Origin of the sequence: Streptomyces sp. NPDC101165 (assembly GCF_044768135.1) — a bacterium.
In the GTDB taxonomy this organism is placed as follows: domain Bacteria; phylum Actinomycetota; class Actinomycetes; order Streptomycetales; family Streptomycetaceae; genus Streptomyces.
The window spans coordinates 1-14,481 of record NZ_JBIWPG010000018.1; the positions used below are offsets into that span (position 1 = coordinate 1).

Sequence of the window (14,481 nt, forward strand, 5' to 3'; positions counted from 1 at the left end):
CCGGGAAAGAGAACACGAGCCGTCAATCAGCCCACTACACTCACCCAAACCACCCCTGAACAGGGAAAACGTCAAAGCGCTGCTGGAGTACTAGTCGGCCACGTGGCCCCCCTCATCTCCGTCGAGGCTCCCGCGGTAGCGATCCTCTCAGCGGTGGGAGCCGAAGTTTGGAAGATCGCGCATGCGAGTGGGCGCCGGCCTGGCGAGACTCTGACCTGTGCGTTCCAGCTACGGTTATTACAGATCCTCGTTGCTGGGAACCCGCCGGCCGGGGCCTGAACGGTCGCCGTCACGGTCGTACGGGCACAGGATGGAGATGACGGAGCTGGCGAGCGCGATTCGGCAATTCGCCGGGACGCGAGAGCCGGAAGGAGGCCCGACACCATGCCCCAGTTCATGGATGTCCACCACGGGATGAACGGCATCACGGCCGACCAGCTGATGCAGGCCCACAGGGCCGACCTCGCCATCGAGAAGGAAGAAGGCGTCCACTTCGAGAAAGCCTGGGCGGACCCGGAGTCCGGCACGGTCTACTGCCTCTCTGAGGCCCCCACGGCTGAAGCGGTCCAGCGCATCCATGAACGCGCTGGTCACCGAGCCGACGAGATCCACCCGGTCCCCCTGACCGTGTGACCCGAAGCGGCCGCACGGAGGCATGTGGGGCGCCCCGCCCGAACCCCAAAGCCGACAGCAACAGTGTCACGGCCGGTGGCGGGCCCCGGAGCGGTGCCGCTCTTGCCGCTAGGCCCGTTTCTCACGAATCGCCGTGCGGCGTGCGGCGCAGCTGAGACTGTTCCGTTTCACGGGGGGACCAGCCCTCGAAGTTATGCGGAGGCCAGCGCGGCGGCACTGCTGGCCTCCGCGCTTCTCCATCGCGCGGCGACGCTGCCGGCTTTCGGGCTTCTCTATCACTGCGGACAGCAGCAGCACGAGCGGCTGATGCGCACAGCCACACGATAATCGCGAGAATTGCGGCACCGCCCACCAAGCCAGATGCGCCCGGCACCCCTCGGATCCATTGCACAAACCCTATGGCCATCGCGACCACATAAATATTGGCACCCAGAAACGCCGCATAGTAAATGATCCGCCATATCTGTGCAGACATTCCCTGGAGCGACCGGAGCAGGAGCAGTCGACGCAGGACTGGCAGTTGCTCCTGGGGCGCCACCTCCGCCTGATACACCTCCGCTTGAGCGGACTCAATCGCCGCGTAGCATCTGTCCAGCCACTCTTGAGCAGATTGGGATTCTTGTCCCAATGGGCCCAACGGTTGACGGGCCTGTAGCCACGCATGAATAAATTGCACCTCCGCCTGACCGAACTCGAGCTGACGTCGAAGCCGGTGATCGCGACTCTTTTCCATGCGGCGGTCTTTGAGCAATATGCCCAGGGCGCCCATTGCAGCCGTCAGCAGCGGCACCAAAAGTGAAATGACAGCCGAAAGTACGTCTTTTTCCGTCATAGGATTCATTCACCCCGTTTGACGAAATGCATGTCACGTAAGCGAAGCAGGGGTCGGCAAGGCCCTACATCCAGCCTGCCCCTCCGCGTCGGTGAGAGCACGTCGAGAGCGATCCTCGCGATCGCGCGCGAGCAGCACCCCCGGCGCCGCCGCCCGGGGCCTGGAGCACCAGTTCGGAAGACCGCCCGTGCGAGGGCACGTTGGCCTGGTGAGACGTCGACCTGCCGTTCACATGGCGGCGTCCAGCACTTTCGACTGGGCGTTGACGAGATCGCTCGGGATGCTCGCCTGCGCCCGGGGAGTGGTGGAAACGGCCTTGTAGATCGCCAGTGTGGACCCGTGGCGGATGACAGCCACACTGACGGGGTACTTCAGGCCGTCCACGCGGCTCGACAACCCATTTGAGGCGGAAGGCGACCCCTTCATCGCCCCTGCGAAGGAGCGTTGGTGGCTTCGACGTCGTCGTACGACACCTTCATCGCACCCGCGCCCGCCTTGTATCCCTTGCAGGACTTCAAGCCCATAAAGCCATGGCCGCCACGTGTCTTCGCCCGATGGCCCTGCTCATGATCTCGCCTTGTTCGTACGGTGCCGAGGAACGATACGACAGGTCGCCCCTCGATCCCGGTGCCCGCCGATCCCCCGCCGGAGGCCACGCTCCGACCACGGCCTTGACCATCCAGGTCTCGACTCAGGGCCGTAGCTTGCCCAGACCATCCGGGTCGCCCCCTGTGAGTTGCCTCACCCACCATTGTCGGCACCCGCGCACAAACCGGCTGGCCAGCGCCCCGCTCCCCCGTCCGGCGACAGCCTGTTGGCCGGATACGTCAATAAACTGTCATTGCAGCCAGTGCGTTGATCGATACAGGCTGTGACCGTGTTTGAGCGACGTGTAGTTGTGGTGGTGTACGCGGGTGCAATGGCCCTGGACATCACCGGACCGATTGAAGTGTTCGATACGGCCAACCGGCTCCTCGCCCCGTCGAGCGCCCCCTACCGGATCGACCTGGTCTCGGCCGACGCACCACTGGTGCGCACGAGTTCAGGAGTGACGGTAGAAGCCTCACCGCTGGAGGCGGGGCACGGCCCCATCGACACGCTTCTCGTGCCGGGCGGATGGAGTCTCGGCGAAGCACTCCGGGACGGGGTGTTGGTCTCCTGGATCGGCCGGGCAGCGGCCCGGTCGCGCAGGGTCGCCTCCGTATGCGGCGGATCCTTCCTCCTGGCCGAGGCGGGCCTTCTGGACGGCAGACGCGCCACCACGCACTGGGCGTACAGCGAGGCGATGGCCTGCCGCTATCCGGATGTGACGGTGGACGCCGAGCCGATCTTCGTCTGGGACGGCCCCTTTGTGACCTCAGCGGGCGTGTCGACCGGGATCGACATGGCGCTGGCCCTGGTGGAGGCCGATCACGGTGCGGCGCTCGCGCTGGAGACGGCGCGGTTTCTGGTGCTCTTCCTGAAGCGGCACGGAGGGCAGTCCCAGTTCAGCGCCGTCCTCGACGCCCAGTTGGCCGACCATCCACCGATTCGGACCGCGCAGGAATGGATTCTGGACAACCTGCACAACCCCTTACCCGTGGCCGAGATCGCTCAGCAGGCCAACATGAGCCTGCGGAATTTCGCCCGGGTCTTCAGGCGTGAGGTGGGTACGACGCCCGGCCAGTACATCGAGCGGACGCGCATCGCCCGCGCGCGCGAGCTGCTGGAAACCACCGATCTGACGATCAACCAGATAGCAGGCCGCTGCGGATTCGCCGCCACCGAGACGTTCTTCCGCTCCTTCGGACGAACCCTGGGGCTCACCCCGAAGGAGTACCGGCACCGGTTTCAGGTCATCACGCCATCCGGCCTCATCGACCAGCACCATGAGACGGACAGGAGCCTCGCATGATCACTCCGACCTCGGACACACCCGAGGCAGGAACGGTTCGCCTGGTCGACTACCTGGCCGGAGAACTAGCCAGGGCCGGCGTCACCCATGTGTTCGGCGTCGGCGGCGCCAACATCGAGGACCTGTACGACGCCGTGCACCGCGAGGGCACCGTCCGCTGCGTCGTCGCCAAGCACGAGTTCTCCGCAGCCACGATGGCCGACGGATACGCCCGAACCACCAGGCGCCTAGGCGTTGTTGCCGCCACATCCGGCGGCGGTGCGATGAATCTGGTACCGGGTCTGGCAGAAGCGTACGCCTCCCGGGTCCCCGTGCTGGCCCTCGTGGGCCAGCCGCCGACCGGCCAGGCAGGCCACGGGGCGTTCCAGGACTCCAGCGGCAAGGGGGGCTCCTTCGACGTCGCGGAGGTCTTCACACCGGTCTCCCGGTTCTGCGCCTGGGTCGAGGACGCGGACTCGCTCATGGAGTTGCTGCCCCAGGCGGTGGCAGCGGCACGGGCCGATCCACCGGGGCCGGCGGTACTGCTGCTGCCCAAGGACGTACAGCAGGCACAGATCCGGTTGCCCGGCCGCAGCAATGCGCCGACACCGGGCGTACCGATGCCGACGCCGTCGGCACCACGGCTCGACGCCTCGACTCTCACCGCCGTGTCGAACATCCTCCGCGAGGCCGATCGCGTACTCGTCATCGCCGGTGAAGGCGTCGCCGCCGCGGATGCGCATGCGGAACTGGCCGAACTGGCCCGGAACCTCGGGGCGTGGGTGGCGGTCACCCCCGACGCCAAGGATGTCTTCGACAACCGTGATCCCCGGTTCGCCGGCGTAGCCGGGGTGATGGGTCATGCCAACGTAGAGGACTGTCTGCGGCGGGCAGACGTGTGCCTGCTGGTCGGTACCCGGCTGCCGCTCCTGGCACGCGGCGGACTCGACCGGGCCCTGGCCGCCACCGAAGTCGTGTGCCTCGGTCCCGAACCGCCGTTCGTGTCGGGCACCGCACTGCGCGGGGGCCTGCGGGACGCGCTGCGCGCGGTGACCGGCCGGCTCCCGCCGCGCCCACCCGACTGCCCGCAGCACGCCGGTCCCCTCCCCGCGCCGATGCCGAACCCGGTTTCTCGGGCCCCCGGACGAATCGTCCCCTATACCCAGGCAATCGCCGCGGTGGAGGCGGCACTTCCCTCGAGTGCGCATGTGTTCGTGGACGCCGGCAACGCAGGTGCCAGCGCGGTCCATCACCTCCCCGCACCGCGCCACGGCCGCTTCGTGGTGGCGGTCGGCATGGGCGGCATGGGCTACACCTTCGGTGCAGGCATCGGCGCCGCGCTCGCCACCGGGCGACGCACCTATGTACTCGCCGGCGACGGGTCCTTCTTCATGCACGGGATGGAAGTGCACACCGCCGTGGAGTACGACGCACCCGTGACGTTCGTGATCTTCAACAACAACGCCCACGCCATGTGCGCGGTGCGTGAGGAGTTCCTCCAGGGCGGCATACGCAGCGACGACCTGTTCGGCCGGACCGACCTCGCCGCCGGAGTGGCCGCCGCCTTCCCGTCCCTCGACGTCACCGGAGCCGACGACGCGGCGCAGTTGCGCAGGGCGCTGCTGCGCAGCAACACGAGCGGCGGCCCCGCGTTCGTCGCAGTGGACTGCGACCCGAGGGAGATCCCTCCGTTCCTTCCCTTCCAGTCCTTCGCCCCAGCCACCGACAGCACTGAACGCCCCGGCAGCAAGGAGAATTCAGATGAGCGAGGAGTCGTCCATGTTGGCTGACATCCCCGGCCTGATCCGGATCGAGAACCCTGGCAAGGAGGAGCTGACCGCCCACTGCATGGAGCTCACCCACTCCGTCTACCCCCACCATCAGGTCTACGGGCAGTACTGCACCATCCACGAGTACGTCGACTGCCCCCCGGAGCAGGCCTACGACTACCTCCGCCAGGGCCACCACCTGGAGGAGTGGACCTGCAGCCTGCGGGACTTCGCCCCCACCGGCACACCGGGGCTGTGGGTCGGCCACGACCGCCTCGAGGACGACACCAGGATCTACTGCAGGGTGGCCGCCAACCCCGAGGCCATGACCGTGGACTACCACTGCTCCTGGGACCAGGGCGAGAAGCTGTGGATGATCTACCTGATGCGCGTCGTACCGGCCCGCCTGGTGCTCGACAAGCCGGGATCGGTGATCACTTGGACCAATTGCCGGCACCCCTACTACGACACCAACCCGCACCCCGACATGTCGCCCCGCCCGGACCGGCCCTGGGTGGGCGACTACTGGGACCTGTTCTACGCGGGGCACACGGTGGAGATGAACAACCTCAAGGCCATTCTGGAACACCGCCACCGCAACGGCCTGCCCATCAGCGTGGCTCCGACGACGGCGGTACCGCGATGACCACGGTCAGTCTCACCGACGTCGCAGGTTACCTCCCCGGCGAACCGGTCCCCGCCGAGTTCTACACCGACTACCCAGGGGCCGAGGACAAGCTCCGCAACCATCCCATGTTCAAGGTCCCGCCGTCACGGCACCACGTGGCCCCGGACGAGACCAACGCAGACATGATCGAGCGTGCGGTTCAACCGCTGATCGAACGGCACGGCAGGGCCGCGATCCGGGGCGTCGACGTGCTGTTGGTGCACAGCCAGCTGCCGGACCTGCCGTTCGTGGGCGCGGGCACCGAGGTGGCACGCCGGTTGGGCCTGAACCCGGAGTGGCTCGTCGACGTGGCCAACGCGGGCTGCGCCTCCTTCATATACATGCTGAAGCTGGCCCGGCAGATCCTCACCACCACCGACGCGAAGACCGCGCTGATCTGCAACGCTCAGAGCGCCGCAGGCCAGTGGTTCACGCAGTCCGAGGTGCGCAGGCTCGCCCAGGCGGCAATTCCGGGCGACGGCTGCGGCGTCGGGTACGTGACGACATCGGCCGACACCCCGGTCCTCGACGTGGAGACCCGGCACATCGGTGAGTATGCCGGGGAGATGACTGTGGCGGTCGACGACGGCCGCAAGTACTGGGAGCCGGGAGAGTCCCAGTTGCGGATCGGATTCACCGACTCCAGCGTCGCCAGGGTCCTGGCTCGCGGCAACCGCCTTGTCCCGGAGGCCGTCACGGACCTGTGCCGACGGCTCGGCGTGGCGACCGGCGACATCGACGTCCTCATCACCAACCAACCGAACCGCACCTTCCTGCGGAACTGGCAAGAGGCGCTGCAACTGCCGGCCGAACGGCACCTGAACACCTTCGACCAGTACGGGAACCTCTTCGGAGCGGCCATCCCGGTCACCCTGAACCGCGCGATCCGCTCGGGTCGGGTGAAGGACGGTGACCTGGTGGTACTGGCGGGATTCGCGCACGCGGGCGACTTCGCCGGTGCCGCCGCCATCCGCTGGCGCGGCGGGCGGGGATGACCGATGGGCGTTCCCGTGCTGCACCGACTGGCCCTGAACGAAAGCCCGTACCCTCCACTGCCCGCAGTGCGTACGGCGATGGAACGGGCCGTCTCGGAGGCTCACCGGTACCCGCAGTTCTACCCCGACGACCTCACCGAGCGGATCGCCGCATGGTGCCGGTTGCCCCCCGACCATGTCGTGGTGGGGAGCGGATCGGTGGGCGTGGCCCTGCAGTTGCTTCGGGCGGTCGTCCAACGCGGCGATGCGATGGTCTACGCCTGGCGCAGCTTCGACGCGTACCCCCTGCTGGCCACCATGGTCGGCGCTCGGCCCGTTCCCGTACCCCTGTCGCCGGACGGACACCAGGATCTGGGCGCCCTGCTGGCCGCGGTCGACCATCGCACCCGCGTCGTGGTGGTGTGCAGTCCGCACAACCCCACCGGGAGCCTGGTCACCGCCGACGCCCTGTCGGCGTTCCTGCAGCGGGTCCCCCGGCACGTCATCGTGCTCCTCGACGAAGCGTATGTGGAGTTCGCCCGTGACACCGACCTGCCGGACCCGCTCGCGCTCCTGCGCGCGCACCCCAACGTGCTGGTCCTGCGCACCTTCTCCAAGGCCTACGGCCTCGCTGCCCTGCGGGTCGGATACGGACTCGGCGCCCCCGACCTGGTGGAGCGGATCCGCCGGCAACAACTGCCATTCGGGATCAACGCCGTGGCGACAGCGGCGGTGACGGCCTCGCTGCGGGCCGACAGCGAGCTGCGCCTGCGGGTGGACACCATCGTCGCCGAACGGGAACGACTCCGGCACGAACTCGTCGGCCTGGGCTGGCACGTGCCCCCTGGCCACGCCAATTCCGTCTGGCTCGCCGCGCCCGATCCGGTGGACGAGGGCGCCAGGGCACTCACCATCGCCGGCGTCCGGACGCGGCACTACCCGGGCGAGGGACTGCGGGTCACCGTCGGCAGCAGGAAGGCCAACGACACCGTGCTTGCCGCGCTGGCGGAGCTGCTCGTGCCCCAGCATGCGGCACGAGCCTGAAGTACTTCACTGCGTTGGCCGGGACGGGCCAGAGGCCTTCCCATGAGCCAACTCGGGCTCAGCGGGCGTCCTGCCGTCCGCTGAGCCCGCTCACGGTCCCCTGTCGCGGATGCCCGGTACGAGTTCCCGAATCATGTGTCCGGATAGTTGGGGTTCTCCGGCAAGGGGGGTGTGAAGACGACCTTGCCGTTCTGCCAGCGCGCCCGGTACTCGCGCTCACCGCCGGTGTGGCAACACATCGGGTCCGTCGGCAGGAACACGGGATAGGAGAGGGTGACGGCCGTGCCGTCCTGACGCACGATCGTCGAGGTGTTGACACCGTTCGCGTCGTAGCCCGCGTAGTCGTTGCCGTGGAAGAAGAAGACGGCGACGCAGTGACCGTCCTGGGTGCCGGTGCAATAGGCGTGGATGGCGCGCAGGGGGCCGCGCAGCTTCTTCAGCGTGGCGAGGCTTGTGTCGGCCGTGTAGTGCAGGCGCTTGATACGGAGCACCGCCCGGTCGGCATCGAAGGGTTCCTTCGCGTCGTCGGAGGGCTGCCCGGCCCCGTGGGTGCCCCACACGGACACGGACGGGCTCCGGTCCGGCCGCCCCTGGTCGCCCGACGACCCGCACGCCGTCACCGGCACCAGGCACAGCGCTGCCGCGACCGCCGCGGTCACTGCCGGTCGTCGCATGCCGTCACCCCCACCAGGACGCGCTCCAGCATTCCGTACCTCACCGTGGTCAGATCCTCCTGTGAGATGTCGCGTGTGACCCGTGCGCAGAGCCCGGCGGCCCAGGCGCGGGTGGATGCCGGTCTGAGCTGGAAGGCCACCCGTGTCCCCTGGGCCGTGCGCACCGGCATGCTCAGCAACAGGCGCTTGCCGTCGGGCGACGGCACGACGGTCTGAACCTGGGCCGCCGCCGGCATACGGGTCTGGGCCACGAGCCCGTCGGGTCCCCAGCGCTCCACCACCCCTGGCCGTACGCTGACGGTCTCGTCAGAGGCAGCCAGAAAGGCCGTGGTGCGTCCGTCGTCGGCGGGGACGGACGTCCTGCGGCCGCCGCCCCGGACATCCCAGACCTCCGCGCTCCCGTCCTCGCCGATCAGCAGCAGACTCCGGCCGTCCCCGCTGAAACTGACGGCGTCGCGGTCGGCGAGCGGTACGTGGAAGCCGGGTACGACGACGGAGACCCGCCGTCGGCCGCGCAGGTCCCATACCTCCACGCCACGCCGGTCGGGAGTCGTCACCGCTATCCGCTCGGACGTCGGGTCGGCCGCCAGACTGCCGGCGTACCGGCTCCGGTCGACCGTCGAGCCGTCCCGGAACAGCAGAGTGCCGCCGACCTGGCGGCCGGTCGTGACGTCCCACTGCGCGACCTCGCCCCCCACCATGGTCACCAGGCGGGTTCTGGTGAAGCCCATGGCGACCGCCTCCTCGTCCGTGGGCCCCGCCCCGGGTGGCCTGGCGAGGCGCACCTGTCGGCGAACCTTGAGCGAGGGCAGGCTGTAGAGCGTCACCGAGTCGTCCGCCGTGCCTTTCAGGGCGAGCGTTCTCTCGGCTGCGTCGACGGCGAGCAGACCGGGCGTCCCGTCCTTGCTTGCGGCGATCCGTCGCCCGGTCGCCGGATCCCAGAGCGCGAGGGGGCTGTCGACGCCCAGTGTCACCAGATAGCGGCCGGAGGGGGAGAAGCGTGCGGCCTCCTCCACGCCGGTGGTGCCGGTGTCGCCCCAGTTGTACATGTCCTCGGTGGAGAGCGTCCCGGGCGCGGGGGCGGTGGTGACCAGGACTTCCGTGCCGCGGGCGAACGCGATGCGGCGGCCCACAGCGGCCACGGAGTAGGTGTAGCGGTCCTTGGGGCCGCCCTGGGGCAGGACCGAGAGCTGCTGTCCCGTGCCTGCGTCGTACACGGTCACCGCTGTGTCCTCATGTGTCAGGACGACCTGGTCCGAGACACCGGCCAGTTCGCCGGCCGCGGTGCACGGCAGGCCCTGGAAGAGATGTGACCGGGGCCGGGCGGCGACGTCGGACAGCTTCCACTCGCCGTCGACGCACCGTGCGGCGACGGGCCGGGGGCCGGGGCCGAAGGCGGTGTCGGCGATGTCGGGGTGGGCCGTCAGGCGGCCGGTGCGCGCGTCCCAGGCGCCCTGGCCGATCGGGGCGGTGGCCACGACGTGTGTGCCGTCCGCGTCGAACGCGAATCCGCCGAGCGCGCGATCACTGAGGGGTTCCAGGGCAACCGGCCGTGCCGTGGGCCGGTCGAGGTCCCACACCTGGGCCGTGTCGTCGTCCTGGGGATGCGTCAGCAGGCGGCGCCCCGTGTGGTCGAAGCGCAGTTCGTCGAGGGTCTGGGTGGTGGACGAGCTGCTCGACGCCGTGCGCAGGGTCTGCAGCGTACGGCCTCGGCGCAGATCCCGGATCCCGACCCGGTTGCCGTCGCCGCCCAGGGCGAGCCGGGTGCCGTCGGGGCTGACGGCGACGGCCGAGACGCCGTCCAGGCGCAGCAGGAGCGACGGTCCGCCGGCCGGCCCGACTCGCCACACCGACAGCCGGTCTGCCTCGGTCCGTACGGCGACGATCCGGCCCGAGTCGTCCAGTGCCGTCTCCGCGACCTGCCCGCCGGCGGGCAGCACGGCGTCGTACGGAACGTCGGCCAGATAGCGGGCGAAGAGGTTGTCGCGCGCCTGCTGCGTGGGCGCGGTGCGCCAGGCGGCCACGGACAGCAGCGCGGCCGTCTCCTGACGGGTGTCCGCCTGCCGCTGTGCCTGCTGGACGAGGGCGGCGGAGAGTTCGGCGGCCTTGCTCTCGCTCACCGAGGACAGCCCGACCCCGGCCAGGGTGCACATCGCCGTCACCGCTGCGGTCGACACGGCGGCCTTGCGGGAGCGCCTGCGCCGCCGCCACTCCAGGCTCTCCCGCAGGTAGGCGCGTTCTCCCTCGGGGATGTCCTCCGGCCGGTCGCGCAGCCACTCCCGGGCGCCCTTCAGCTCCGAGCCCCGCATCAGCAGGGCGTGATCGTGGCCGTTCTGCCGCCAGCGCGCCATCCGCTCGCGCAGATGTTCCTGCCAGCCACGGAAGTCCCGGTCGGCGTCGACCCAGGTGCGCAGTGCGGGCCAGTGCTCGAGCAGCGCCTCATGGGCGAGCGACACCGTCTCCACGCCGTCGGCCGCGCGGTCGAGGAGCACCAGACGGTGCCCGGCCAGGAGCTGGGCGGCCTTCCAGCAGTCGGGAGGCAGCTCCGGGCGGCGCGCGGTGCGTCCGGTGTCGACCAGGTGGTCGAGGTCCCCGTGGCCCGGGCGGACGAGCTGCACGAACAGCCGCCGTACGGCTGCGTCCAAATCGCCCAGGCGCTCCTTGACGACCCGCTCGGCGTGGGTGGCGAGGGCGCCCGCTACGTGCCCCATCTCCTCGTAGGCGGCGTGGGTGAGGACGCCCTGGCTGTGCCGTTCCCACAGCAGGGTGAGGGTGAACTCGAGAAGGGGCAGTGCGCCGGGGCTCCGGCCCCCGTCCGTGAGGAGCCGCTCGGCGAGCCGGTCCTCGAACCGTACGGCCCCGTGATAGGAGGCGACCGGGGACAGCACCACGTCCCGAAGCTGCTCCTCGGTCAGCCGGTCCACGAGCACGGGTGACTCCTCGCACACCCGCTCCAGCGAGGGGAAGCGCCGCATGGCCTTCAGGAAGTCCAGGCGCAGCGCGAAGACGAGCCGCACCAGCGGGCCGCCGTCCGCGCCGCGCCACCGGGTCATGCCCACCAGTTGATCGACCAGGGCGTCGGCGGCCTCCGGCGAGCAGCGGAACAGGCCTTCGAACTGGTCGACGATCACGACGAGTTGGGTGGTCCCGGAGTGGTCGAGGAGCTCCCTGACGACCGGCGCCGCCCCTTTCCCGCGCAGCCGTCGGGCGAGCCGTTCGACTTGTTCGAGCCGGTCGAGCGGCTGCGTCGCCTCGTCCGGTGCGCCCAGCAACGGCAGCAGGGCGGAAGCGAGCATGACCTCCGCCTCCAGGGCGGGTTCCGGGACCAGCGAGGCGATGCTGCAGTCGCCCCGTCTGCGCAGCTCGGGGACGAGACCGGCATGGATCAGGGACGACTTGCCGACTCCGGACACCCCGATGACCGGGACGACCGACGACGTGGTGACCGTCTCGGTCAGCGACCTGATCTGCTCGGACCGCCCGAAGTACTGGTCGGCGTCCTGTTCCCCGAACGACTCCAGCCCCCGGAAGGGCGACGGCAGCGCGGAGAGGCGCCGCAGTTCCGGGTGTACCTCGAACAGGACGTCGGCGGCGATGGCATAGGCCGCCCGCTGGGCGAACCGGCCGTCGGTGGCGACGACCATGCCGACCGCACCCATGAACCGCTCGTCCCACAGCGGTGTGCCGCTGAAGCCCTGCCGGATCTCGCAGGCACCGGTGGACTCGCATTGCAGCCAGCCCCGGCCGCGGTCGTCGACGATGGCGCCGAGCGACCAGACGCCCTCGTCGTCGCCGTCCGGGAAGCCGAAGGCCCGGAACGGGTGACCGCGCACCGTCTCCACGTCCAGCAGGCGCACGGGCTCGGCGCCGGCCGGTGGGTCCTCGTCGAGCGCGAGGACGGCGATGTCGCCTGAGCCGTCCGGCGCGACCGGCAGGTGGGTGACGAGCCGGGCGGTCTGCCGCCGCGGCCGCCGTCCGGCGAGCGGGAAGTCGAGATCGACGCAGAGCCCGGCCGGCAGTGGGCTCTGTTCCGGCTTGCCGGCCACGGCCGACACGACGTGCGCACAGGTGAGCACCGTCCTCGGTCCGGCCAGAAAACCGGCGCCCGCCGGTGCGGCGCAGGCCCCGGGCGACCACAGGCGTGCGATTCCGGGATTGGGTACGGGTCCGGGCACCGTTGGACTCCCCGCGCCCTCAGTCCGTCACGGCGCCGTCGCGCGCGGCGACGGCACCGGTGACCGCCACCGTTTCCGGCTGCTGCCGGTCCCACTCCAGGGTGAGAGTGAGCGACCCCTCACCGGCGGTTCTGGCGAGAAAGACGCCCGCCTCGGCCGACAGCTTCAGCCCGAGCTCCAGCGAGATCCTGTCCGGCCTGCGCGGCAGGTCCGCCATCCTGGCGAGCACCGTGTGCGCCGCCTCGCGCACGCTGTCGAGCCCTCGCTCCAGCGTCTGAGACGCCTCGGGCACCGTTCGGCCGGGTCGGGCGACCCTGACCACGGCCTGCGCGCCATCGCCGACCTCGACCAGCACAGAACCACCGCTCTCCAGCGGCACTCTCAGCAGTTCGGGCACCGGCTCTCTCCCCCCTCGCGCCACGATGCGGTGACGCTACAAGGAGAGCGGAAACCGTATCCGGTGAAGATTCAGGCTTCACCCCTACGGGTCATGGTGCGAACGTTCACCCGAATCTGCACACCGTCCGGTGCCGCCCTGCGCGAACTGTGCGAGGAGGCCGGAATCCCTCGCGATGCGGTCGTGCCCCTCCCGGACTCCGAGACCGTCCCCTGGACATGGACATCGACGTACACGACATCGCCGCCGACCCCGCGAAGGGCGAGGCCGCGCACCAGCACGTGGACTTCCGCCGGGCCCTCCTCCCCCGCCCCACCCCTGCCTGGCCGCTAAGGCCGTGTCCTACATGGCCTGTTGGTAATTGAGTGGGGCATGGGAAGTGGGCGGCGGGGTTGGATCGTTCCTGGCGGGCACTGCCGCCGTGTTTCGGCGCGTCGAAGTCGACTGCCCATCGTCGATTCCTGATCTGGTCCAGAGCCGGGGTACGGGGCCGGCTGCACCAGAAGGTTCTCCAACTCCTGGACGAAAAGGGTCTGGTGGACTTGTCCCTCGGACCCTCCCCGCGCGACATCCAAGCCTCCGTAGCTCAGTTGGCCAGAGCACCGACCTCGTAAGTCGGGCGTCGCGCGTTCGAGTCGCGCCGGAGGCTCCGGGACGTAGTTCAGCCGGGAGAGCAGCCGCTTGGGGAGCGGGGAGTCGAAGGTTCGACTCCTTCCGTCCCGACCGATCAGCGTCTCCATAGGAGCGCAGCGACGCCGGTCACTGCGCTGGACAGGAACGCTACGACCCGCACGGGAATCCGATCAGAAGTGACGCGGAAGCCGCCAATGCGAAGTTCGAAGTAGGGCCTGATACGCGTCGTCTGTGGCATCTGTGTACCTCCCCGCCTGAGGGGCTGGTGATGCAGAAGCCCTGCATTCTCCGATTCTGCGCCCTGATGGGTCCATTACCCAGTGTGCGACACAGCCCCGCCGCGGAAGAGAGTTCCTGGGACGGGGCTGCACGACGTTCCAGGCCGGCAACTTGACGAAGAACACCGCGCCCTTGTGGTCAGAATCCTCACTGCCGGTGTAGCTGGGACGAAGGGTTGGGGGCCGTCCCTGCAGTCCGGCGCTCTGCTCGCACGCTTCGACCAGATCGCGCCCCGGTCACGGGCACCGGAACAGCAGCACACTCGGCGTTTTGGCCACCACCGCTCCAGCACAGGGCCCTTCCACCGCAAGGGTCGATGCAGCCCGCACGCTCCGGCGCGCGCTCAATTGCGGGGTTACCGATACGACCGAAACACATGTGTTCGAAATTCCGGCTGATTCGTTGACCCATACGAACGAGCCGCACAACCGTCAAGGGGGACCGCGTTGACCTCGGCCGATCCACAAGCACAATCGACTCCCGACAACCTCCCACAGGACGAAGAGTCCCCGAACCGCGACGAGTCCAGCT

General features: G+C 69.4%; 11 protein-coding genes, 2 tRNA genes and 1 pseudogene. 9 read left to right on the forward strand and 5 right to left on the reverse strand.

Features of this window, described 5'->3' with window-relative positions:
* Nucleotides 1–384 precede the first annotated feature (384 nt).
* A complete protein-coding gene (locus ACIRVH_RS32695; RefSeq protein WP_403960731.1) occupies nucleotides 385–633 on the forward strand; it encodes an SCO4226 family nickel-binding protein in 249 nt (82 codons plus the stop codon).
* A gap of 121 nt (nucleotides 634–754) precedes the next feature.
* Here the strand turns inward: ACIRVH_RS32695 and ACIRVH_RS32700 are convergent, their stop codons facing one another.
* Nucleotides 755–1,465 (reverse strand): hypothetical protein, encoded by a 711-nt coding sequence (locus ACIRVH_RS32700; RefSeq protein ID WP_403960734.1) that lies wholly within the window; start codon nucleotides 1,463–1,465, stop codon nucleotides 755–757.
* Nucleotides 1,466–1,693: 228 nt separating this feature from the next.
* Nucleotides 1,694–1,849 carry a hypothetical protein gene (locus ACIRVH_RS32705; protein ID WP_403960737.1) on the reverse strand — a complete coding sequence of 52 codons (156 nt, stop codon included), beginning with the start codon at nucleotides 1,847–1,849 and terminating at the stop codon, nucleotides 1,694–1,696.
* Between the two features lie 514 nt (nucleotides 1,850–2,363).
* Here ACIRVH_RS32705 and ACIRVH_RS32710 point away from each other — a divergent pair.
* The 5 genes from ACIRVH_RS32710 to ACIRVH_RS32730 are packed head-to-tail and all read left to right on the forward strand — an operon-like array spanning nucleotide 2,364 to nucleotide 7,792.
* A complete protein-coding gene (locus ACIRVH_RS32710) occupies nucleotides 2,364–3,359 on the forward strand; it encodes a GlxA family transcriptional regulator (RefSeq protein ID WP_403961206.1) in 996 nt (331 codons plus the stop codon).
* Nucleotides 3,356–5,128 carry a thiamine pyrophosphate-binding protein gene (locus tag ACIRVH_RS32715; RefSeq protein WP_403960739.1) on the forward strand — a complete coding sequence of 591 codons (1,773 nt, stop codon included), beginning with the start codon at nucleotides 3,356–3,358 and terminating at the stop codon, nucleotides 5,126–5,128. Before ACIRVH_RS32710 ends, ACIRVH_RS32715 begins: the two co-directional genes overlap by 4 nt.
* Nucleotides 5,118–5,753 (forward strand): SRPBCC family protein, encoded by a 636-nt coding sequence (locus tag ACIRVH_RS32720; protein ID WP_403960742.1) that lies wholly within the window; start codon nucleotides 5,118–5,120, stop codon nucleotides 5,751–5,753. Before ACIRVH_RS32715 ends, ACIRVH_RS32720 begins: the two co-directional genes overlap by 11 nt.
* On the forward strand, nucleotides 5,750–6,769 hold the full coding sequence (locus ACIRVH_RS32725) for a 3-oxoacyl-ACP synthase III family protein (RefSeq protein WP_403960744.1): 1,020 nt from the start codon (nucleotides 5,750–5,752) through the stop codon (nucleotides 6,767–6,769). The genes ACIRVH_RS32720 and ACIRVH_RS32725 overlap by 4 nt, the downstream gene beginning before the upstream one ends.
* Nucleotides 6,770–6,772: 3 nt before the next feature.
* The gene (locus ACIRVH_RS32730) at nucleotides 6,773–7,792 is read left to right on the forward strand and encodes a histidinol-phosphate transaminase (RefSeq protein WP_403960747.1); all 1,020 of its coding nucleotides are present in this window, start codon (nucleotides 6,773–6,775) and stop codon (nucleotides 7,790–7,792) included.
* Nucleotides 7,793–7,923: 131 nt separating this feature from the next.
* On the opposite strand, the gene ACIRVH_RS32735 is transcribed toward ACIRVH_RS32730, so the two are convergent.
* Genes ACIRVH_RS32735 through ACIRVH_RS32745 form a run of 3 tightly spaced genes read right to left on the reverse strand, consistent with a single transcriptional unit; the run spans nucleotide 7,924 to nucleotide 13,038 of the window.
* Entirely contained in the window at nucleotides 7,924–8,466 is a 543-nt protein-coding gene (locus tag ACIRVH_RS32735; protein ID WP_403960749.1) for an LppP/LprE family lipoprotein, read from the reverse strand.
* Nucleotides 8,448–12,641: a trypsin-like peptidase domain-containing protein gene (locus ACIRVH_RS32740; protein WP_403960752.1), complete on the reverse strand. Its 4,194-nt coding sequence runs from the start codon at nucleotides 12,639–12,641 to the stop codon at nucleotides 8,448–8,450. Before ACIRVH_RS32740 ends, ACIRVH_RS32735 begins: the two co-directional genes overlap by 19 nt.
* Nucleotides 12,642–12,660: 19 nt before the next feature.
* Nucleotides 12,661–13,038 carry a CU044_2847 family protein gene (locus tag ACIRVH_RS32745; RefSeq protein ID WP_403960755.1) on the reverse strand — a complete coding sequence of 126 codons (378 nt, stop codon included), beginning with the start codon at nucleotides 13,036–13,038 and terminating at the stop codon, nucleotides 12,661–12,663.
* 401 nt (nucleotides 13,039–13,439) lie between these two features.
* On the opposite strand from ACIRVH_RS32745, the pseudogene ACIRVH_RS32750 reads away from it, so the two are divergent.
* The 3 genes and pseudogenes from ACIRVH_RS32750 to ACIRVH_RS32760 all read left to right on the forward strand — a co-directional run.
* A pseudogene (locus ACIRVH_RS32750) lies at nucleotides 13,440–13,586 on the forward strand (IS5/IS1182 family transposase); the annotation flags it as partial.
* Between the two features lie 27 nt (nucleotides 13,587–13,613).
* Nucleotides 13,614–13,687 (forward strand) — tRNA-Thr (locus ACIRVH_RS32755).
* A 1-nt stretch (nucleotide 13,688) separates the two neighbouring features.
* A tRNA-Pro gene (locus ACIRVH_RS32760) sits at nucleotides 13,689–13,761 on the forward strand.
* The last annotated feature ends 720 nt before the right edge of the window (nucleotides 13,762–14,481 follow it).